21 protein-coding genes are annotated in these 20,285 nt (G+C 69.7%); 15 read left to right on the plus strand and 6 right to left on the minus strand.

Annotated features, from left to right (window positions below; all coding sequences use genetic code 11):
- Positions 1-9: 9 nt before the first annotated feature.
- Both KXC42_RS09555 and KXC42_RS09560 read left to right on the plus strand, forming a co-directional pair.
- A complete protein-coding gene (locus KXC42_RS09555; protein ID WP_024100656.1) occupies positions 10-1,743 on the plus strand; it encodes a proline--tRNA ligase in 1,734 nt (577 codons plus the stop codon).
- A gap of 119 nt (positions 1,744-1,862) precedes the next feature.
- The gene (locus KXC42_RS09560; protein WP_033096518.1) at positions 1,863-2,522 is read left to right on the plus strand and encodes an O-methyltransferase; all 660 of its coding nucleotides are present in this window, start codon (positions 1,863-1,865) and stop codon (positions 2,520-2,522) included.
- A 38-nt stretch (positions 2,523-2,560) separates the two neighbouring features.
- Here KXC42_RS09560 and KXC42_RS09565 read toward each other — a convergent pair whose 3' ends face one another.
- Complete coding sequence (locus KXC42_RS09565; RefSeq protein ID WP_219130248.1) at positions 2,561-3,004, minus strand: ferritin-like domain-containing protein; 444 nt, start codon at positions 3,002-3,004, stop codon at positions 2,561-2,563.
- Positions 3,001-3,498 (minus strand): hypothetical protein, encoded by a 498-nt coding sequence (locus tag KXC42_RS09570; protein ID WP_373922189.1) that lies wholly within the window; start codon positions 3,496-3,498, stop codon positions 3,001-3,003. Before KXC42_RS09570 ends, KXC42_RS09565 begins: the two co-directional genes overlap by 4 nt.
- Before the next feature lie 150 nt (positions 3,499-3,648).
- Here KXC42_RS09570 and rimP point away from each other — a divergent pair, with 150 nt between their 5' ends.
- The 11 genes from rimP (at position 3,649) to truB (ending at position 14,765) form a co-directional block, all read left to right on the plus strand.
- A complete protein-coding gene (gene rimP, locus KXC42_RS09575; RefSeq protein ID WP_019289143.1) occupies positions 3,649-4,248 on the plus strand; it encodes a ribosome maturation factor RimP in 600 nt (199 codons plus the stop codon).
- Entirely contained in the window at positions 4,245-5,273 is a 1,029-nt protein-coding gene (nusA, locus tag KXC42_RS09580) for a transcription termination factor NusA (RefSeq protein ID WP_006554228.1), read from the plus strand. The genes rimP and nusA overlap by 4 nt, the downstream gene beginning before the upstream one ends.
- A gap of 44 nt (positions 5,274-5,317) precedes the next feature.
- Positions 5,318-5,626: a YlxR family protein gene (locus KXC42_RS09585; protein WP_219130249.1), complete on the plus strand. Its 309-nt coding sequence runs from the start codon at positions 5,318-5,320 to the stop codon at positions 5,624-5,626.
- Between the two features lie 204 nt (positions 5,627-5,830).
- A complete protein-coding gene (gene infB / locus KXC42_RS09590) occupies positions 5,831-8,710 on the plus strand; it encodes a translation initiation factor IF-2 (RefSeq protein ID WP_024100657.1) in 2,880 nt (959 codons plus the stop codon).
- A 124-nt stretch (positions 8,711-8,834) separates the two neighbouring features.
- Positions 8,835-9,125, plus strand: coding sequence for a DUF503 domain-containing protein (locus KXC42_RS09595; protein ID WP_006551275.1), 291 nt, complete (start codon positions 8,835-8,837; stop codon positions 9,123-9,125).
- A 53-nt stretch (positions 9,126-9,178) separates the two neighbouring features.
- Entirely contained in the window at positions 9,179-9,637 is a 459-nt protein-coding gene (gene rbfA / locus KXC42_RS09600) for a 30S ribosome-binding factor RbfA (RefSeq protein WP_006551274.1), read from the plus strand.
- A gap of 28 nt (positions 9,638-9,665) precedes the next feature.
- Positions 9,666-10,673 (plus strand): bifunctional oligoribonuclease/PAP phosphatase NrnA, encoded by a 1,008-nt coding sequence (locus KXC42_RS09605; protein ID WP_051121543.1) that lies wholly within the window; start codon positions 9,666-9,668, stop codon positions 10,671-10,673.
- Between the two features lie 206 nt (positions 10,674-10,879).
- Entirely contained in the window at positions 10,880-12,196 is a 1,317-nt protein-coding gene (locus KXC42_RS09610) for an MATE family efflux transporter (protein WP_051424905.1), read from the plus strand.
- Between the two features lie 3 nt (positions 12,197-12,199).
- Positions 12,200-13,138, plus strand: a complete 939-nt coding sequence (locus KXC42_RS09615) for a metallophosphoesterase (protein ID WP_219130250.1) — start codon at positions 12,200-12,202, stop codon at positions 13,136-13,138.
- A 41-nt stretch (positions 13,139-13,179) separates the two neighbouring features.
- Entirely contained in the window at positions 13,180-13,842 is a 663-nt protein-coding gene (npt, locus tag KXC42_RS09620; protein WP_024100661.1) for a 4'-phosphopantetheinyl transferase Npt, read from the plus strand.
- Positions 13,842-14,765, plus strand: a complete 924-nt coding sequence (truB, locus tag KXC42_RS09625) for a tRNA pseudouridine(55) synthase TruB (protein WP_219130251.1) — start codon at positions 13,842-13,844, stop codon at positions 14,763-14,765. The genes npt and truB overlap by 1 nt, the downstream gene beginning before the upstream one ends.
- Positions 14,766-14,796: 31 nt before the next feature.
- Here truB and KXC42_RS09630 read toward each other — a convergent pair whose 3' ends face one another.
- Genes KXC42_RS09630 through KXC42_RS09645 form a run of 4 tightly spaced genes read right to left on the minus strand, consistent with a single transcriptional unit; the run spans position 14,797 to position 18,081 of the window.
- On the minus strand, positions 14,797-15,489 hold the full coding sequence (locus tag KXC42_RS09630) for a metal-dependent transcriptional regulator (protein WP_006551268.1): 693 nt from the start codon (positions 15,487-15,489) through the stop codon (positions 14,797-14,799).
- Positions 15,490-15,509: 20 nt separating this feature from the next.
- Positions 15,510-16,403 carry a metal ABC transporter permease gene (locus tag KXC42_RS09635; RefSeq protein WP_219130252.1) on the minus strand — a complete coding sequence of 298 codons (894 nt, stop codon included), beginning with the start codon at positions 16,401-16,403 and terminating at the stop codon, positions 15,510-15,512.
- Positions 16,400-17,197, minus strand: a complete 798-nt coding sequence (locus tag KXC42_RS09640) for a metal ABC transporter ATP-binding protein (RefSeq protein ID WP_006551266.1) — start codon at positions 17,195-17,197, stop codon at positions 16,400-16,402. The genes KXC42_RS09635 and KXC42_RS09640 overlap by 4 nt, the downstream gene beginning before the upstream one ends.
- The gene (locus KXC42_RS09645) at positions 17,194-18,081 is read right to left on the minus strand and encodes a metal ABC transporter substrate-binding protein (protein ID WP_064061595.1); all 888 of its coding nucleotides are present in this window, start codon (positions 18,079-18,081) and stop codon (positions 17,194-17,196) included. The genes KXC42_RS09640 and KXC42_RS09645 overlap by 4 nt, the downstream gene beginning before the upstream one ends.
- Positions 18,082-18,239: 158 nt before the next feature.
- Between KXC42_RS09645 and KXC42_RS09650 the strand changes: the two genes are divergently transcribed.
- Positions 18,240-19,208, plus strand: coding sequence for a bifunctional riboflavin kinase/FAD synthetase (locus KXC42_RS09650; RefSeq protein ID WP_006551264.1), 969 nt, complete (start codon positions 18,240-18,242; stop codon positions 19,206-19,208).
- A 647-nt stretch (positions 19,209-19,855) separates the two neighbouring features.
- Positions 19,856-20,125, plus strand: a complete 270-nt coding sequence (gene rpsO, locus KXC42_RS09655) for a 30S ribosomal protein S15 (RefSeq protein ID WP_006551263.1) — start codon at positions 19,856-19,858, stop codon at positions 20,123-20,125.
- Positions 20,126-20,285: the final 160 nt, after the last annotated feature.

The raw sequence follows: 20,285 nt of genomic DNA on the forward strand, positions 1-20,285 counted from the left end.
TGCACGGTCGTGATCACCCGCATGTCGCACCTGTTCCTCCGCACCCTCCGAGACGACCCGGCCGACGCCGAGGTCGCGAGCCACAAGCTGCTGGTCCGAGCCGGATACGTGCGACGAATCGCGCCAGGTGTGTACTCGTGGCTGCCTCTGGGGCTGCGGGTGCTGCGGCAGATCGAGCGGGTGGTGCGCGAGGAGATGAACTCCATCGGAGCGCAGGAGATCGCTCTGCCCGCGCTGCTGCCGCGCGAACCCTACGAGGCCACCAACCGGTGGACGGAATACGGCGACAGCCTGTTCCGGCTGAAGGACCGCAAGGGCGGCGACTACCTCCTCGGACCCACCCACGAGGAGCTCTTCGCGCTCACCGTCAAGGGCGAGTACAACTCCTACAAGGACTTCCCGGTCACGCTCTACCAGATCCAGACGAAGTACCGCGACGAGGAGCGCCCCCGCGCCGGCATCCTCCGCGGTCGCGAGTTCGTCATGAAGGACTCCTACAGCTTCGACCTCACCGACGAGGGCCTGGCCGACTCGTACAAGGCGCACCGCGACGCCTACGAGCGCATCTTCGCGCGTCTCGGCGTGAAGTACGTGATCGTCTCGGCCACCTCCGGTGCGATGGGTGGCAGCGCCTCCGAGGAGTTCCTGGCCGACTCGCCTGCGGGTGAGGACACCTACGTGCGGTGCCTCCAATCCGGCTACGCGGCGAACGTCGAAGCGGTGAAGACGCTCGCGCCGGAACCGCTGCCGATCGACGGACAGCCCGAGGCGGTCGTGCACGATACCCCCGGCACCCCGACGATCGCCTCGCTCGTCGCCGCGGCGTCGGAGGTCCTCGGCCGGGAGGTCACCGCGGCCGAGACGCTCAAGAACGTCATGGTCAAGGTCCGGCAGCCCGGTGGCGAGTGGGAGCTGCTCGGCATCGGCATCCCCGGCGACCGCGAGGTCGACGACAAGCGCCTCGAGGCCTCGCTCGAACCCGCCGAGGTCGAGTTGCTCACCGACGCCGACTTCGAGGCCAATCCCTTCCTCGTCAAGGGCTACATCGGCCCGAAGGCGCTGCTCGCCAACGGTGTCCGCTACCTCGTCGACCCCCGCGTGGTCGACGGCACCAGCTGGATCACCGGCGCCGACGAGCAGGGCAAGCACGTCTTCGGGCTGGTCGCAGGTCGCGACTTCACCCCGGACGGCACGATCGAGGCCGCCGAGGTGCGCGACGGCGATCCGTCGCCCGACGGAGCCGGCCCGCTCCTCTCCGCCCGCGGCATCGAGATCGGCCACGTCTTCCAGCTAGGCCGCAAGTACACCGATGCCTTCGCGGTGGACGTCCTCGGCGAGAACGGCAAGCCCGTCCGCCCCACGATGGGCTCCTACGGCGTCGGCGTGTCACGCCTCGTCGCGGTGGTCGCCGAACAGCAGCACGACGAGAAGGGCCTGCGCTGGCCGTCGGAGATCGCACCGTTCGATGTGCACCTGGTCATCGCCAACAAGGACGAGCAGGCCCGCGAAGGCGCCGAGAACCTCGCCGAGGAACTCTCGAACGCCGGCCTCGAGGTGCTCCTCGACGACCGCAAGGCGTCGCCCGGCGTGAAGTTCAAGGACTCGGAGCTGCTCGGCATGCCGCTCGTCGTCGTGGTCGGCCGCGGCTTCGCCGACGGCAAGGTCGAGGTCCGCGACCGTTTCTCCGGCGAGGCCGACGAACTGCCGATCGGTGAGGTCGTCCAGCGCATCGTCAACCGCTGACGCTCTTATTCGCCGATACAGGCGGAACCCGGTGTCCCTGCGACCTGCCGTCGCGGGGGCACCGGCGTATGTGGCAGAAGTCGCCGTGGTGCGCTGCGCGCCGAACCACAATGAGGTACATGGCCGACAACTGGAGTGCGACCGACAACTACCTCACCGACGTGCTGATCGGCGACGATCCTGCGCTGAGCTCAGCGCTCGAGGCGAACGCCGCAGCGGAACTGCCGCCCATCGACGTGTCCGCGCCGCAGGGCAAGTTCCTGCACCTGCTCGCACGGATCCGGGGTGCCCGCCGGGTCCTGGAGATCGGCACCCTCGGCGGATACTCGACCATCTGGCTTGCCCGGGCCGTCGGGGAGTCCGGCCGGGTGGTCACCCTCGAATACGAGCGCAAGCACGCCGAGGTGGCCCGCGCCAATCTCGACCGCGCCGGCGTCGGTGACCGTGTGGACATCCGGGTCGGCCCCGCCCTGGACTCGCTGCCGGGCCTGGTCGACGAGGATCCCTTCGACCTGGTGTTCATCGACGCCGACAAGGAGAACAACAGCAACTACGTGCGCGCGGCGCTCGGGCTGTCGCGACCCGGCACCGTCATCGTCGTCGACAACGTGGTGCGGGCAGGGGCCATCGTCGATCAGGGCAGCGACGACGAACGGGTCCGCGCGTCGCGGGACGTGCTCGAACTGCTCGCCCGCGAACCGCGCCTCGACGCGACGGCGTTGCAGACCGTCGGATCGAAGGGCTGGGACGGCTTCGCGCTGGCGGTCGTGACCGGGTGACCCGTGCTTCGGAGTCGACCGGATCGAGGCCGACCGGATCAGGGTTTACCGGGGAAGGCCACCGACGGCACGACTCCGCGGCTCTGCCGCCACCGCGCCGCCCGCAGGGCCGCCTCGGTGAGTGCGTCCACGGCCGTGGCCCGGGTGGCCTCGCTGCGTGCCCGTTCGACGACGGACCGCCACGCGACCGCGGTGTCGCTCTCTATCTGTTCGGCGAGCTGCGCGGCGGACGCGGCGTCGATCACCGGGAACGGCACGGTGTAACCGGGTGCCGCGACCGGCGGCTCGACGCTCGCGGCGCGCAACGCCTCGATCGTTGCATCACGGCGTGCGCGGTGCGCTGCGGTGTCCTCCGCCACGGCGTTCGCGCGGGCGGGATCCGCGAAGGCCGCGACCACGCCGTATCCGAAGACCGCCGCGTGTTCGGCCTCGAGGGCGTCGACGAGGGCCTGCTGTTCGGAACCGAGTTCGGGTGAGCTCACGGCAACATCACCGCCGTCTGCACGGCGCAGGACGCGCTGATCGAGGCGAGCAGACCCGCGCGGTAACCCGAGAGCGTGCGTGCGAGGTCGGCGGCTTCGCGCTGCGACCGGTTCAACCGCTCACGGAGCGCCTCGACGGTCGGCAGCTCACCGGTGGGAGTGGTCACGGTGGTCGACGGGGGAGTGAAACTCGTGGTGGCGCCCTCCATCCGGGCGATCTCGGCCTCGAGCGCGTCGGCGTGGGAGGTCCGCTCGGCCGCGATCGTGGTGAGCGGCGCGGACAGCTCCGGCGCCCGCGCGACCAGCGCGGTCGCGATCGCTGCGTCGGTGCGGGCGCGGGTCGCCTGACCCGCCAGCGGATCCGGTTCGGCGACATCCTCGTCGGAGGCGCCGCACGCGGTGATCGTCGTGATTCCGAATCCACCGACGGCGACCGACGACCATCGCAGGAGGGTTCGTCGAGAGACGGTGGGACGGTCGAGTGGCATCGGCACCGGACCATCCTGCCAGTCGCGTCGTCCGACGAAGGACGCCGCCCTGGTCACAGCAGCAGGAGACGCGGGTTAGGCTTGATGTCTGCCGGTACGCATCCGTTCCGGCCCGCTGTCCGCTGCGACCACAACTGAACGAGGAGCCCGCCCGCCATGCCTGTGCCGCCCCCGGAGAGGATCGTCGAGCTCGTCTCCGATCTGCTCGCCAGAGAGGGATACGACCTCGAGGACGTGGTGGTCACGGCCGCCGGAAAGCACAGTACGGTGCGCCTCCTCGTCGACAGCGACGCAGGTCTCGGTCTCGACGAGGCGGCCCGCCTGAGCAGGATCGTCTCCGAGGCCTTCGACGGAGTCTCGGACTTCGGCGAGTCGCCCTACGTCCTGGAGGTCACCAGCCCCGGGATCGGCCGGCCCCTGACCGAGCCCCGCCACTGGCGGCGCGCTCAGGGTCGCAAGACGAAGGTGGAACTGGCCGACGAGACCCTCGTCGCACGCATCGGCGAGCTCGTCGGCGACGAGATCAGGCTCGTCCTGCCCGATCGGTCCGGGCCGGTCGTGCGTTCGGTCCCGCTCTCGGCGGTGCGCAGAGCGGTGGTGGAGGTGGAGTTCTCCCCGCCGCCACCGAGGGAACTCGAGCTCGCGGGCGGGGTTCCGGACGGCCGGGTCGCGGCCGGGGAGCTGGCCGAAGGGCCCGAGGACGACACGGGCAGCGACGACCACGACGAGACGAACGAAACGAAGGTGGACAAGTGAATATCGAGATCGCCGCCCTGCGCATGCTCGAGGCGGAGAAGAACATCCCGTTCGACGAGCTGATCGCGACGCTCGAGACGGCCCTGCTCACGGCGTACAGGCACGTCGACGGACACCAGCCGCACGCGCGGGTCGTGGTCGACACGAAGACCGGCGCCATCCAGGTCCTCGCCGAGGAGCGCGACGCCGACGGCAACCTGATCGCCGAGTGGGACGACACTCCCGAGGACTTCGGCCGGATCGCGGCGACCACCGCGCGTCAGGTCATCATGCAGCGCATCCGCGACGCCGAGCACGAACAGCGCTTCGGTGAGTTCGCGACCCACGAGGGTGAGATCGTCAGCGGCGTCGTGCAGCGCGACTCGCGTGCCAACGCCCGCGGCATGGTCGTCGTGAAGATCGGCGGCGAGACGAACAACGCCGAGGGACTGATCCCGCCGGCCGAGCAGGTGCCGGGGGAGTCCTACGAGCACGGCGACCGCATCAAGTGCTACGTCGTGGGCGTCTCCCGCGGACAGCGCGGCCCGCAGATCACCCTGTCGCGGACACATCCCAATCTGGTGCGCAAGTTGTTCGCCCTCGAGGTCCCGGAGATCGCCGACGAGTCGGTGGAGATCGTCGCCGTCGCCCGCGAGGCCGGGCACCGCTCGAAGATCGCCGTGCACTCGACCGTCCCCGGCCTCAACGCCAAGGGTGCGTGTATCGGCCCGATGGGGCAGCGGGTGCGCAACGTGATGCGCGAACTCGGCGAGGAGAAGATCGACATCATCGACTACGACGAGGATCCCGCGAAGTTCGTGGGCAACGCACTGTCGCCGTCGAAGGTGGTGTCGGTCACGGTCGTCGACCCCGACGCGCGCGCCGCCCGGGTGGTCGTTCCCGACTTCCAGTTGTCCCTCGCGATCGGCAAGGAAGGGCAGAACGCCCGGCTCGCGGCCCGGCTGACCGGCTGGCGGATCGACATCCGCAGCGACGCGGCACCGGCCGGGAACGACGATTCGCGCGGCGGCTCGACAGGCGCGTAGGAGTGGGATGCGGGATTCCGGGCAAATCAGCGGTACAGTGGTCGATGGTTCAGCATGACCTGTCCTCGACCGGCGGGGAACGCGCCACTACGGTGCGGACCTGTGTCGGATGTCGGCAGCGAACGCTGGCTGCCGAACTGCTCCGGGTGGTGGCGCGCGAGAAGGAACCGTCAGGTTTCGCCGTGATTCCCGATCCCCGACGCAGGCTTCCCGGGCGAGGTGCTTGGTTGCATCCCAACCCGGAATGTCTGAGCCTGGCGGTTCGGCGTCGAGCATTCGGCAGGGCACTGCGCGTGACCGGGTATCCGGACACCACAGCGCTGGATCAGCTGGTCGGGTCCACGGCACAGTGATCACGGACGCATCGAGTCGGCCTCGGCCGGGTACGACGATCGTGGGAACGACGACGAGGAACACCAACAGTGACATCGCACTCTGAGAAGAACAGGCACGAACACTCATGAGCACACCGTGAAGCACCAGCGATGAACGTCCATCGGAGATAACCCGAGGTCGTGCGGGCAGTCGGCCGCTCGACCTCATCAGTGAGGAGAGCAGTGGCAGGCAAGGCCCGCGTGCACGAGTTGGCGAAAGAACTCGGTGTCACCAGCAAGGAACTACTCGCACGCCTGAAGGAACAGGGCGAGTTCGTCAAGTCCGCGTCGTCGACCGTCGAACCGCCGGTCGCGCGTCGACTGCGCGAATCGTTCGGTAAGACCGAAGGCGATGCAGCCGCGAAGGCTGCACCCAACCCCGCACCGAAGCCCGGTGCCCCCCGGCCGGGTCCCCGGCCCACCCCTGCGAGCCCGGCCCCCGCGGCCGAGACCGCGCGTCCGAAGCCCGGCGCACCGAAGCCGGCTGCTCCCAAGCCCGCTCCGGCACCGGAGGAGCCCGCGGCTCCCGCGCCGCAGGCCCCCGCTGCCCAGGCGGCACCGCAGTCCCCGGCTGCTCAGGCTCCCAGCGCGACGCCGCAGGCTCCCGCGGCCAAGCCCGGCCCCAAGCCGGCCGGTCCGCGTCCGGGTCCGAAGACCCCGCGCGTCGGTAACAACCCGTACTCCTCGGCTCCGGCCGAGCGTCCCGCTCCGCGTCCGGGTGCCCCGCGCCCCGGCCCGGGCGGACCGCGTCCTACCCCCGGACAGGGCGGCCCCCGCCCCACGCCCGGACAGGGACGTCCCGCAGCAGGCCCCGGTGGCCCGCGTCCCGGACCCGGCCAGGCCGGTCCGCGTCCGGCTCCCGGACAGGGCGGTCCCCGCCCCGCGCCCGGACAGGGCGGTCCCCGTCCGTCCCCGGGTTCGATGCCCCCGCGTCCCAACCCGGGTGCGATGCCGCAGCGTGCTGCGCGTCCGGCCGCATCCGGTCGTCCGGGTCGTCCGGGCGGAGCTCCCGGTGGACGTCCCGGTGGCGGTGGCGGCGGCTACCGCGGTGGCGGCGCCGGTGGCGGCGCACCTGCAGGTGCAGGTGCTCCCGGTGGTTTCCGCGGTCGCCCCGGTGGCGGTGGCGGTGGACGCGGTCGCGGCGGTGCAGCCGGCGCGTTCGGTCGTCCCGGTGGCGCTCCGCGTCGTGGTCGTAAGTCGAAGCGGCAGAAGCGGCAGGAATACGATTCGATGCAGGCGCCGTCGGTCGGCGGCGTGCGGTTGCCGCGTGGCAACGGCGAGACCATCCGTCTCGCTCGCGGCGCATCGCTGTCCGACTTCGCCGAGAAGATCGACGCGAACCCGTCGGCCCTGGTGCAGGCGCTGTTCAACCTCGGTGAGATGGTCACGGCCACTCAGTCGGTGAACGACGACATCCTCGAGCTGCTCGGCTCGGAGATGAACTACGTCGTGCAGGTCGTCTCGCCCGAGGATGAGGACCGCGAGCTGCTCGAGTCGTTCGACATCCAGTACGGCGAGGACGAGGGCGGCGAGGAAGACCTCCAGCAGCGTCCGCCGGTGGTCACCGTCATGGGTCACGTCGACCACGGCAAGACCCGCCTGCTCGACACGATCCGGAAGGAGAACGTCGGCGAGGGTGAGGCCGGTGGCATCACCCAGCACATCGGTGCCTACCAGGTGATGACGCACCTCAACGGTGAAGATCGCCTGATCACCTTCATCGACACCCCGGGTCACGAGGCGTTCACCGCGATGCGTGCCCGCGGCGCGAAGGCGACGGACATCGCGATCCTCGTGGTCGCAGCCGACGACGGCGTCATGCCGCAGACGGTGGAGGCGATCAACCACGCACAGGCCGCCGATGTCCCGATCGTGGTCGCGGTGAACAAGATCGACAAGGAGGGTGCGAACCCTCAGAAGATCCGTCAGCAGCTCACCGAGTACGGGCTGGTGGCGGAGGAGTACGGCGGCGACACCATGTTCGTCGACATCTCCGCGAAGCAGAACCTCAACATCGACCAGCTGCTCGAAGCGGTGCTGCTCACCGCCGACGCAGCGCTCGATCTGCGGGCCAACCCGGACATGGAGGCGCAGGGCGTCGCCATCGAGGCGCACCTCGACCGCGGTCGCGGTCCGGTGGCCACGGTGCTCATCCAGCGCGGCACTCTGCGGGTCGGCGACTCGATCGTCGCCGGCGACGCCTACGGCCGCGTGCGCCGCATGGTCGACGAGCACGGCGAGGACGTGCTCGAGGCACTGCCTTCGCGTCCGGTCCAGGTCGTCGGCTTCACGTCGGTGCCCGGCGCCGGGGACAACCTCGTCGTCGTCGAAGAGGACCGCATCGCGCGTCAGATCGCCGACCGGCGTAATGCCCGCAAGCGCAACGCGCTCGCAGCACGTAGCCGTAAGCGCATCAGCCTCGAGGATCTCGATGCCGCTCTCAAGGAGCACAACGAGCTCAACCTCATCCTCAAGGGCGACAACTCGGGTACCGTCGAGGCCCTCGAAGAGGCGCTCATGGGTATCGAGATCGACGACGAGGTGCGCCTGCGGGTCATCGACCGCGGTGTCGGTGGCGTCACCGAGACCAACGTCAACCTCGCTGCCGCGTCGAACGCCGTGATCATCGGCTTCAACGTCCGCGCCGAGGGCAAGGCCACCGAGCTCGCGAACCGCGAGGGTGTCGACATCCGCTACTACTCGGTCATCTACCAGGCGATCGACGAGGTGGAGAAGGCCCTCAAGGGCATGCTCAAGCCGATCTACGAGGAGGTCGAGCTCGGCCGCGCCGAGATCCGCGCGATCTTCAAGTCGTCGAAGGTCGGCAACATCGCGGGTTGCCTCGTGCAGTCCGGCATCGTCAAGCGCAACGCGAAGGCCCGCCTCATCCGCGACAGCAACGTCGTGGCCGAGACGGTCACCATCTCGTCGCTGCGCCGCGAGAAGGACGACGTCACCGAGGTCCGCGAGGGCTTCGAGTGCGGTTTGACGATCACCTACTCCGACATCAAGGTCGGCGACGTGATCGAGGCGTACGAGTTGCGCGAGAAGCCGCGCGACTGATCCACCCGCACCCGTGGCGGTGAACGATTCGTCGTTCGCCGCCACGGGTGTGTCGGGACGCCCGACCCGGCCGGCACGGAGCCGACCGGACGGCCGACCGGAGTGTCCTCGAGGAGAGAAGCGAATGTATCTGGGAGCGCTCGAACTCGACCTGCTGCTCGGCGACGTGCATTCGCTCAAGCAGAAGAGATCGGCGATCCGTCCGGTGGTCGCAGAACTGCGCCGGCTCGGGGTGTCCGCCGCCGAAACCGGGGAACACGATCTGTACCGCCGGGCGCAGGTGGGTGTGGCGGTCGTCGCCCCCGACCTCGCGCACGTCGGAGAGATACTGGACAAGTGTGAGCGGCTGGTCGCCCAGCGGCCCGAACTCGACCTGCTGTCGGTCAGACGCAGGCTGTACGGGCCCGAGGACTGATCCCGGCCGCACGACAGGCCGCCTGCCGGCGGCTACAGAAGGGAACGAACGACATGGCCGATCCAGCACGGGCTCGCCGACTCGCGAAGCGCATTGCCACCATCGTGGCCACCGCCATCGACCTCGAGATCAAGGATCCGCGCCTCGAGTTCGTGACGATCACCGACGCGAAGGTCACCGCGGATCTGCACGACGCCACCGTCTACTACACGGTCCGGGGCGCGGATCTGAACACCGAACCCGATCACGAGGCCGCTGCTGCCGGCCTCGAGAAGGCCAAGGGCGTGCTCCGCTCGAAGGTCGGCGCCGGCACCGGTGTGCGGTTCACCCCGACGCTGACGTTCGTCACCGACACCGTGCCCGACACGGCACGGCACATGGAGGAACTCCTCGCGCGCGCTCGCGCGGCCGACGACGAGGTCGCACGCGCCCGTGAGGGCGCCGTTCCGGCCGGCGATGCCGATCCCTACAAGGAATCCCGTGAGCGCGACGCCGGTGACGACGACGAATAACGCACCGGTGCCCGACCCGACTCCTCCGGTGGTCCCGTCGCACCGGGACGATGCCGGCGTCCCGTCCGGCCCGGCAGGATCCGTCGATCTGCACGGTGCCGCCGCACTGCTCGACGCGGCGGCCACCGTGACGGTGCTGTGCCACATCAACCCCGACGCCGACACTCTCGGCAGCGGGCTGGCCCTCGGGCTGGCGCTCGAGCGACGCGGTGTCACCGTGCAGGTCGCGTTCGGTTCGCCCGCGAACATGCCGGACTCGATGCGGTCGCTGCCGGGCGCACACCTGGTCACGCCGGTCGCGGAGGTACGCCGTGAGGCCGATCTCGTGGTGACCGTCGACTGCGGTACCGCGGGCCGTCTCGGTGTCCTGCGCGACCGTCTGAAGACCGCCCCGAACGTCCTGGTGATCGACCACCACCTGTCCAACACGCGGTTCGGCACCCACAACCTCGTCGACCCGGAGTCCGAGGCCACCGCGATGGTGCTCGCCGACCTCTTCGACGTGTGGGGTGTCGAGATCGACGCCGCACTCGCGCACTGCCTGTACGCGGGACTGGTGACCGACACCGGATCGTTCCGCTGGGGTCGCCCGCAGGCCCACGGACTTGCCGAGCGCCTGCTCGCCACCGGTATCGACGGCACGTCGATCACGCGGGCCCTGCTCGACACCCATCCCTTCGGGTGGTTGCCGATGCTGTCGTCGGTGCTGGCCACCGCCAGACTCGAACGCGACGCTGCTCAGGGCAGGGGACTGGTCTACGCCTTCGTCCGGCGCGCCGACTCCGCGCATCTCGGTCCGGAGGAGGTCGAGAGCGTCATCGACATCGTGCGCACCACCGCCGAGGCCGAGGTCGCCGCGGTGTTCAAGGAGGTCGCTCCCGAGGAGTGGACCGTCTCGCTGCGCGCGAAGACCTCGGTGGACGTGTCCGCCGTCGCCACCGCACTCGGCGGCGGAGGACACCGCCTGGCGGCGGGGTACACCGCCCACGGCGACACCGATCGGATCGTCGCCGCCCTGCGCGGCGTGCTCGGTTGACTGCGTCCGGCGGGTCGCCCGCCTCCGAGACGCCCGGCGGCTCACGCGCCTCCGAGACGCCCGGCGGCTCACGCGCCTCTGAGACGCCCGGCGGCTCACGCGCCTCTGAGACGCCCGGCGGCTCACGCGCCTCTGAGACGCCCGGCGGCTCACGCGCCTCTGAGACGCCCGGCGGCTCACACGCTTCCGACGTCACCGGACGGCGGATCCTCGGGCTCGTCCTTCCCGCCCTCGGGGTGCTCGCGGCCGAACCGCTCTACCTGCTGTTCGACATCGCCGTCGTCGGCCGGCTGGGGGCGCTGCCCCTGGCCGGTCTCGCGATCGGCGGGTTGATCCTCGCGCAGGTGAGCACCCAGCTCACCTTCCTGTCGTACGGCACCACCGCGCGCGCGGCGCGTTTCCACGGTGCGGACCGGCACGACGACGCTGTCGGCGAGGGCGTGCAGGCGACCTGGCTCGCGATGATCGTCGGACTTGCGATCCTGCTCGTCGGCCAGGCGCTGGCCGGCCCCGTCGCGCGGCTGCTCGCCGGCGATGCCGAGATCGCCGACGCCGCCGTCTCGTGGCTGCGCGTCGCGCTGTTCGGGGCTCCCCCGATCCTCGTCGGCCTGGCCGGGAACGGTTGGATGCGCGGCGTCCAGGACACGATGCGGCCGCTGCGATTCGTCATCGCCGGCCTCGCCCTGTCGGCGGTGCTGTGCCCGGTACTGGTCCACGGACTGCTGGGCGCTCCCCGGTGGGAACTCGTCGGTTCGGCCATCGCCAACGTGATCGGGCAGTCCGTGACGGCCGTCCTGTTCGTCGTGGCGCTGCTGCGGTCCGGGGTTCCGCTGCGACCGCGACCCGCCGTGATCGGGGCACAGTTGCGGCTCGGACGTGACCTGATCGCGCGCAGCCTCGCATTCCAGGCCTGCTTCCTGTCCGCGGCGGCGGTGGCGTCGCGCTTCGGTGCGGCCGCGGTGGCCGGTCATCAGGTCGTGCTGCAACTGTGGACCTTCGTGACCCTCACCCTGGACTCGCTGGCGATCGCCGCGCAGGCCCTCGTCGGCGCCGCGCTCGGTGCGGCCGACCGCCGGGGCGCGACTCGCCTGGCGTGGCGGTTGTCGGCGTGGTCGGTGGTCTTCGCCGTCGTCCTCGCGGTGGTCTTCGTGGCGGGGAAGGATGTGATTCCTGATCTGTTCACCACCGATACCGAGGTGCTCGACCAGATCGGCGTCGCGTGGTGGTTCTTCGTCGCGATCATGCCGCTCGCGGGAATCGTCTTCGCACTCGACGGTGTTCTCCTCGGTGCGGGGGACGCCGCCTTCCTGCGCACCGCGACGCTGGCCTCGGCGCTGTTCGGCTTCCTGCCGTTGATCTGGTTGTCGCTCGCGTACGACTGGGGTCTGGCGGGTATCTGGACGGGGCTTACGGTGTTCATCGTGTTCCGGATGATCGCCGTCGTGTGGCGCACGCTCTCGGGACGATGGGCGGTGACGGGCGCGGACCGGCAGGTGCGCATCCAGGACGAGTCGGGAGGTTAGTGCGTGGCAGCGAAGCTGTGGGCGATCAGCGACATCCATGTGGGCCATCGGGGCAACCGGCCGGTCACCGAGGACCTGTATCCGGAGTCGCCCGACGACTGGTTGATCGTCGCGGGCGACGTGTCGGAGAAGACCGACGACATCCGGTGGGCGCTGTCGCTGCTCCGCAGCCGGTTCGCGAAGGTGATCTGGGTGCCCGGCAACCACGAACTGTGGACGACCGCCAAGGACCCGGTGCAGATTTTCGGGGTCGCGCGCTACGACTATCTCGTCACGATGTGCCGCGAACTCGACGTGCTCACCCCTGAGGATCCGTATCCGATCTGGGAGGGCGAGGACGGGCCGGTGGTGCTCGTGCCGATGTTCCTGCTCTACGACTACTCGTTCCTGCCGGAGGGCACCACGACGAAGGCGGACGGGCTCGCGCTGGCGCGCGAACGCAACGTCGTCGCGACCGACGAGTTCCTGCTGAAGCCGGATCCGTACATCACGCGCGACACCTGGTGCCGGGTACGCGTGGATCAGACCCGCGCCCGTCTCGACGCGCTCGACCCCGCCCTGCCCACCGTGCTGATCAACCACTTCCCGCTGGTGCGCGAACCCACGCGGATGCTGTTCTACCCCGAGTTCGCCCTGTGGTGCGGTACCACCGAGACGGCCGACTGGCACCTGCGCTACCGGGCGCTGTGCAGCGTGTACGGCCACCTGCATATCCCGCGGACCACCTACTACGACGGGGTGCGCTTCGAGGAGGTCTCGGTCGGCTACCCGCGCGAATGGCAGCGACGCGGCATGCCGGAGCAGCCCCTGCGGCAGATCCTCCCCGTCCCGGAGTATCCGCCGGGCAGCCTGAACAAGTGGGGCGGTCATTTCACCGTGACCCCCGAGATGGAAGCCGAGGCCGAGAAGATGCGGGCTCAACGAGAGAAGGAGTTGCGGTGACCGAACCGGACACCGGGCAGAAGACGGACACGCGCGGCGCGCTGATCGGGCGCATCGTGCCGGACGGCATCGCTGCAGCCGAGTTGTTCGAGGACCCACCGGGACTGCGGCCGCATCCCCAGGAGGAGCCGCTCGTGGCGCGGGCCGTGGAGAAGCGGCGCCGCGAGTTCGCCGGTGCCCGTCATTGCGCCCGCCAGGCCATGCGCACCCTCGGCGTCGACCCCGCGCCGGTACTGCGCGGAGAGATGGGCGATCCCGTCTGGCCGCGCGGCGTCGTCGGCAGCCTCACCCACTGCGACGGCTATCGCGGTGCCGTGCTGGGCTATTCGCTGCAGATCCGATCGCTCGGCATCGACGCCGAACCGCACGACGTGCTCCCCGACGGGGTGCTGCCCGCGGTGAGCCTCGAACCCGAACGCGAGTGGCTCGCCTCGGCCGGCGACGACCTGCACTGGGACCGTCTGCTGTTCTGCGCCAAGGAGGCCACCTACAAGGCGTGGTTCCCGCTGACGAAGAGGTGGCTGGGCTTCGAGGACGCCCACATCACCTTCGAGCGCGACACCACCTCGGACGTGGTCACCGGCACCTTCCACTCGCGACTGCTCGTCCCCGGCGACACCCTCGACGGGCAGCCGCTGACGGGCTTCGACGGACGGTGGCTCATCGCCGACGGTCTCGTCCTCACCGCGATCACGGTGCGCTGATGAACGACGCCGCACCCCCGCAGGAACATCCGGCACTCGCCCGCGCAGGCCTGCTCGTCGTCGACAAGCCCGCCGGCATGACGAGCCACGACGTGGTGGCGCGCTGCCGCCGACTGCTCGGCACCCGCAAGGTCGGGCACGCGGGCACTCTCGACCCCATGGCGACGGGCGTGCTCGTCCTCGGCGTCGAGCGCGCCACCAAGCTGCTCGGGCTGCTCGCACTGACGACCAAGTCGTACACCGCGACGATCCGTCTCGGGCAGAGCACCGTCACGGACGACGCGGGAGGCGAGACCGTCGCGACCACCGATGCGACGCACGTGACCGACGAGCAGATCGGCGAGGGCGTGGCCGCGCTGACAGGCGACATCCAGCAGGTGCCCGCCAGCGTCAGCGCCATCAAGATCGACGGCAAGCGCGCCTACGCCCGCATGCGCGAGGGGGAGGCGGTCGAGTTGAAGGCCCGGCCGGTCACGGTCTCGCGGTTCGACGTCCTCGCCCGCCGCGATGTGCCCGGGAGCGGCTTCGTGGACGTCGACGTCGACGTGGACTGCTCGTCCGGCACCTACATTCGGGCGCTCGCACGCGATCTCGGCGCGGCCCTCGGAGTGGGCGGTCATCTCACGGCGCTGCGTCGCACGAAGGTCGGCCCGTTCGGCCTCGAACATGCCCGCACGCTCGAACAGCTCGCCGACGACCCGACGCCGAGCCTCGACATCGACGCGGCCGTGCGCACGGCCTTCGAGTGCCGCACCATCAGCGACGAGGAGGTGGGGCTGCTCGCGAACGGCCGCTGGCTCGAGCCCGTCGGGATCCACGGCGTCTACGGCGCCGTGGATGCGCAGGGTCGGGCCGCGGCGCTGCTGCAGGAGAAGGGCAAGCGGGCTGCGGCGGTGTTCGTGGTGCGCCCCTCCAACATGTGAGCGGGCTCGGACGGGCCGGATCGTAGCCGGCTCAGACGAGCCAGATCGCTTCCGCCGCCGGGTGACCGAGATCGATCGTGCGGCCCTCGGTCCGGCCCAACCGGACCGAGATGGTTCCGGCGAAGTCGCGACGTTCGAGCACGGTGATGTCGGTGTCGAGGGCGATCCCGACCTCGTCGAAGTAGCGCAGCATCGCGGGATCGGAGTCGGAGATGCGGGCCACGCGGCCGTGGTCGCCGTCGTTGAACTCGCTCAGGGCGCGGGCGGGTGGTGACGGGATCGTGCCGTCGGGCGCCGGGATCGGGTCGCCGTGCGGGTCGCGTTCGGGATGACCGAGTTTGGTGTCGATCGCTGCGACCATCCGTTCGGAGACGGCGTGCTCGAGGATCTCGGCCTCGTCGTGCACTTCGTCCCACCCGTAGCCGAGCTCGCGGACCAGGAAGGTCTCGATGAGGCGGTGGCGCCGGACCATCGCCACGGCGGCCTGCCGGCCCTCGTCGGTGAGGGAGATCGCGCCGTAGCGCTCGTGGTCGACGAGTCCCTGGTCCGCGAGGCGGCGTACCGCTTCGGACACCGTGGACGCCGACACGCCCAGCTTCTCGGCGAGCAGCTTGGTGGAGATCTTCTCCCCGGACCACTCCTGGACCGTCCACATGATCTTGAGATAGTCCTGTGCGACCGAGGACAGCAGCTCGGTCGCGGTGGTCTCGTTACTCTCAGGCACGCGTCCAGCTTAGGTAACCGTCACCCGGGAATCACGCTCTCCGTCGGCTCGCTGGTCCTTTCGCCCTCCGGCGCGCGGCGACGCATCACGAGCCGGGTGACGACACCCTGACGCGGAGCGAACAGGTACGCGAGGGTGAAGACCACGGCCTGGGCGAGCACCACCACGCCGCCGGTCGCGGCGTCGGTGTAGTAGCTCGTGTACACACCGACCACCGAGGCGATCACTGCGAGTACCGGTGCGATCACCAGCATCCGGGCCATCCGGTCGGTGAGCAGATAGGCGGTCGCGCCGGGGATGATGAGCATCGCGACGACGAGGATCACGCCGACCGCCTGCAGCGCGCTGACGATCGTCACCGCGAGCAGCGACAACAGCAACGCCGACAGCGCGGCGGGGGACAGGCCGAGGGTGTGCGCCTGGACGCGGTCGAAGGCGAACAGCGTCAGATCGCGGCGCTTCGCGACGAGGACGGCCAGCACGACGGCCGCCAGGATCGACACCTGCCAGACGTCGTCCGTCGCGAGCCCGAGCAGGTTTCCGAACAGCACGTGGTGCAGGTCGATCTGGCTCGGGTTCTTCGAGATCAGCACCACGCCCAGGGCGAACAGTGTCGTGAAGACGATGCCGATGGTGGCGTCCTCCTTGACGCGGCTCGTGCCGCGGACGAGCCAGATCAACGCGACGGCGATGCCGGCGAAGACGAGGGCTCCGAGCGCGAACGGCACCCCCACCAGATAGGCGAGGACGACACCGGGCAGCACGGCGTGCGAGACCGCGTCGCCCATCAGCGACCAGCCGATGAGCACGAGCCAGCAGCTGAGCAGCGCGCACACGATCGTCGCGGCGACCGCGACGAGCAGCGCGCGCTGCATGAAGCCGTACTGCAGGGGTTCGATCAGCACGTCGATCATCGTCCGGCCTCCTGTGCGTATGTCTCCCGTGCGACGTCCTCGGCTCGTCCACCGTTCGCAGGTGGGGGAGCGCCGAAGGCGCGGGCGAGGTTCTCCGGGAGGAGGACCTCCTCGGGGGAGCCGTGCACGAGCACGCGCCGCTGCAGCAGTACCGCCTCGTCGCACAGTTGCGCCAGACCTGCAAGATCGTGGGTGGCGACGAGGATCGCGTGGCCGCTCGCCGCCAGTTCGCGGATGACGCCGGTCAGCGCGTGCTCGGTGGTGGTGTCGACCCCCGCGAACGGCTCGTCGAGCAGCAGCAGCGGCGAGCCCTGCGCGATCGCCCGTGCCACGAAGACACGCTTGCGCTGGCCGCCCGAAAGCTGTCCGATCTGCCGGCCGGACAACGCGGTCATGCCCACGCGTTCGAGCGCGGCGTCGACGGCCTCGTGGTCGGCGGGGCGCGGGCGGCGCAGGAAGCCCTGGTGGCCGTAGCGGCCCGTCATGACGACGTCGCGCACGCCGATCGGGAAGTTCCAGTCGACGGCCTCGGACTGCGGCACGTAGGCGACCTGCGTGCGGCGACGCGCCACGGCGGTGGTCGTCCCGCCGATGGTGACGCGACCTGAGGTGGGTCGCACGAGACCCATGATCGTCTTGAACAGCGTCGACTTACCCGAGCCGTTGGTTCCCACGAGTCCGCAGACGCGGCCGGGTGCGAGTTTCAGGGTGACGTTCTGCAGGGCCAGGACGGTGTCGTAGCGCACCGTCACGTCGTCGACGAACAGTGCCGGTGTGTCGAGTGTCGAAGTCATGGCCTCAGTCCCGTCGTGATGACGTCGATGTCGTGTCGGAGCAGATCGAGGTAGGTGGGGACGGGACCGTCCGCCTCGGAGAGCGAATCGACGTAGAGGATTCCGCCGAATTCCGTTCCGGTATCGGCCGCGACCTGCCGTTGCGCCTTGTCCGAGACGGTCGATTCGCAGAACACCGCCGGAACCTCGTTGGTGCGCACGAAATCGACGGTCCGGGCGATCTGCTGCGGGGTGCCCTGCTGGTCGGAGTTCACCGGCCACAGATAGGCCTCCTGCAGCCCGGCGTCGCGCGCGAGATAGCTGAACGCGCCCTCACAGGTGACGAGTGCGCGCCGGTCGGCGGGCACGCTGTCGAGGGCGGTGACGAGTTCGGTGTGGAGACCGTCGAGTTCGGCCTTGTACGCCTCGGCGCGGGCCGCGAAGTCGTCCGCGTGCTCGGGAGCGAGGTCGGCCAGTGCCGCGGCGATGTTGTCGACGTAGACGCGGGCGGCGAGCGGGGACATCCAGGCGTGGGGGTTGTAGGGCCCCGTCGTCGCGCCCTCACCGATCGGCAGTGGGTCCACACCCTCGCTCACGACCACGTGCTCGGCGTCGACATCGGCGACGAACTGTTCGAACCACCGCTCGAGACCGAGTCCGTTGTCGAGGACGAGGTCGGCCTCGGTCGCGAACCGCAGGTCGCCCGGCGTGGGCTCGTAGCCGTGGACCTCGGCGCCGGGCTTGGTGATGGACTCGACCCGCACGTGGTCGCCGCCGACGTTGCGCGCCATGTCGGCGAGGACGGTGAAGGTGGTCAGGACCAGGGGCCGATCGTCGGCGGAACCGGTGGTCGAACATGCCGCGAGGGCGGCAGCGCAGGCCGTGGCCGCGAAGGCGGCGATCATGCGACCGGCACGGGAGGATACGGACCGTGTTCTGTGGGTTCTCGACGAAAAGTTCGGCACACCGAAATTATGCATTCGCCGAGCCGTCACCGTCATGTGGGGCGCTCCGGGAGCCATCCGGGCGTGCCCGACCCGCTCACGGGCCGTAGGCTGCCGATGTGCAGAGATGGCGAGGTCTGGACGAAATTCCTGCGGACTGGGGTCGGTGTGTACTCACGATCGGCGTGTTCGACGGCGTACACCGCGGCCATCAGCAGCTCATAGCGCGTGCCGTCGAGGCCGCGCGGGCACGCGGTGTGGCCGCCGTGCTCATGACCTTCGATCCCCACCCCATGGAAGTGGTCCGCCCGGGCAGCCACCCGGCGCAGCTGACCACCCTCGCGCGACGCGCCGAGCTCGCCGAGGAACTCGGTATCGACGTTTTCTGCGTCATGCCGTTCACCCCGGAATTCATGAAGCTCTCGCCGGAGCGGTACGCCCACGAGATCCTCGTCGAGCGACTGCACGTGGCCGAGGTGGTCGTGGGGGAGAACTTCACCTTCGGAAAGAAGGCGGCCGGCACCGTCGACATGCTGCGCTCGATCGGTGAGCGTTTCGGGTTCGCGGTGCAGGGGCTCACGCTGGTCGCCGAGCACGCCGTGACGTTCTCGTCGACCTACATTCGTTCGTGCGTCGACGCCGGGGACGTGGTTGCGGCCGCGGACGCACTCGGTCGCCCGCACCGGGTCGAAGGCGTGGTCGTGCACGGCGACGGTCGCGGTCGCGGACTCGGATTCCCGACCGCCAACGTCGCACCGCCGATCTACGCGGCGATCCCCGCCGACGGCGTGTACGCGGCCTGGTTCACGGTGCTCGACTCCGGTTCTCCCGTCGAGGGACTCACGGCTGGTCAGCGCTACCTCGCAGCCGTGTCGGTGGGCACCAATCCGACCTTCTCCGGACGCAAGCGCACGGTGGAGGCGTTCGTCCTCGACGAGAAGGCCGATCTCTACGGCCAGCACGTGGCGGTCGACTTCGTCGAGCGGCTGCGGGGCATGGAGAAGTTCGATTCCGTGGAAGCGTTGATCTCCGCGATGCACCGCGACGCCGAACGGGCGCGAGAGGTTCTCACGAAGACTCCCCAGTGACACCGACTTCGAGTGACACCGACTTCCGAGTGACACCGACTCTCGAGTGACGTGGGTGTCCGTCGACCGTCCGGTGTCGTCCGAACGAACGCAACTGCGAGTTCGGTACGAAAAAGGTCTTGTCCGCCGTCTTCTCCGAGGACCGGGGGGCGCACCCCGGACCGCGAGTCGATTCTGTCGTTCTTCGCCTCCCGCATGCACCTGGTCAGTGCTCTGGCACGTCGGATCGCCGACGCGCCGGGCTCACTGGACTATCCCTACTGGGTGAAGGCCGACCTCGCCGTCGACGACGGTGTCGCTCGCGATCGAGCGCTACTACCGCGAGCGCGGGGAGGATCTGCCCTCGGAGTACGCGGCGGTACCCGTGGCGCTCGGCGGTCACCGTCCTGGCCCCGGCACGGGACGACCTCCGTCCCGACCGCGACATCGACCGGTACGTCGAGTTGCTCGACCAGGTTTTCGCCGAGGTGTCGGCCGCGGTGGGCCGCGCGGGTGCCGGCCGGCGCTGAACCCGATCGTGGTTCGGCGGCAGAAGTCGGCTCTGATAGGCTGGACCGTCGGTGCGCGCTGCGGTTCGCGGTGGCCGTACCGGGCGGACTCCGGTCCGTCTACCGTCACGCGGACGTCAGTTGTACAGGAGTGACCCAGTGGCTCTGACCACCGAACAGAAGAAGCAGATCCTCGGCGAGTACGGCCTCCACGAGACCGACACCGGCTCCCCCGAGGCGCAGGTGGCACTGCTCACCAAGCGCATCGTGGACCTCACCGAGCACCTCAAGCAGCACAAGCACGACCACCACTCCCGCCGCGGCCTGCTGCTGCTGGTCGGTCGTCGTCGCCGCCTGCTGAAGTACGTCGAGAAGGTCGACGTCGAGCGTTACCGCTCGCTCATCCAGCGTCTGGGTCTGCGTCGCTGACGCGGACAGGACACGACCTGATCTGCATTCGCTGATCTTTTCCGGCAGCCGACGGGGTACCCACTACACTGGGCCTCGTTGGCTGTCGGTGTTTGTGCCGGTTCGGCCGGCGACTTCCATCGCCTCCAATGGTGATGATCCGTATGCACCGACGGTGTCG

Source organism: Rhodococcus sp. LW-XY12 (assembly GCF_019317345.1).
Lineage (GTDB): Bacteria > Actinomycetota > Actinomycetes > Mycobacteriales > Mycobacteriaceae > Rhodococcus > Rhodococcus pyridinivorans.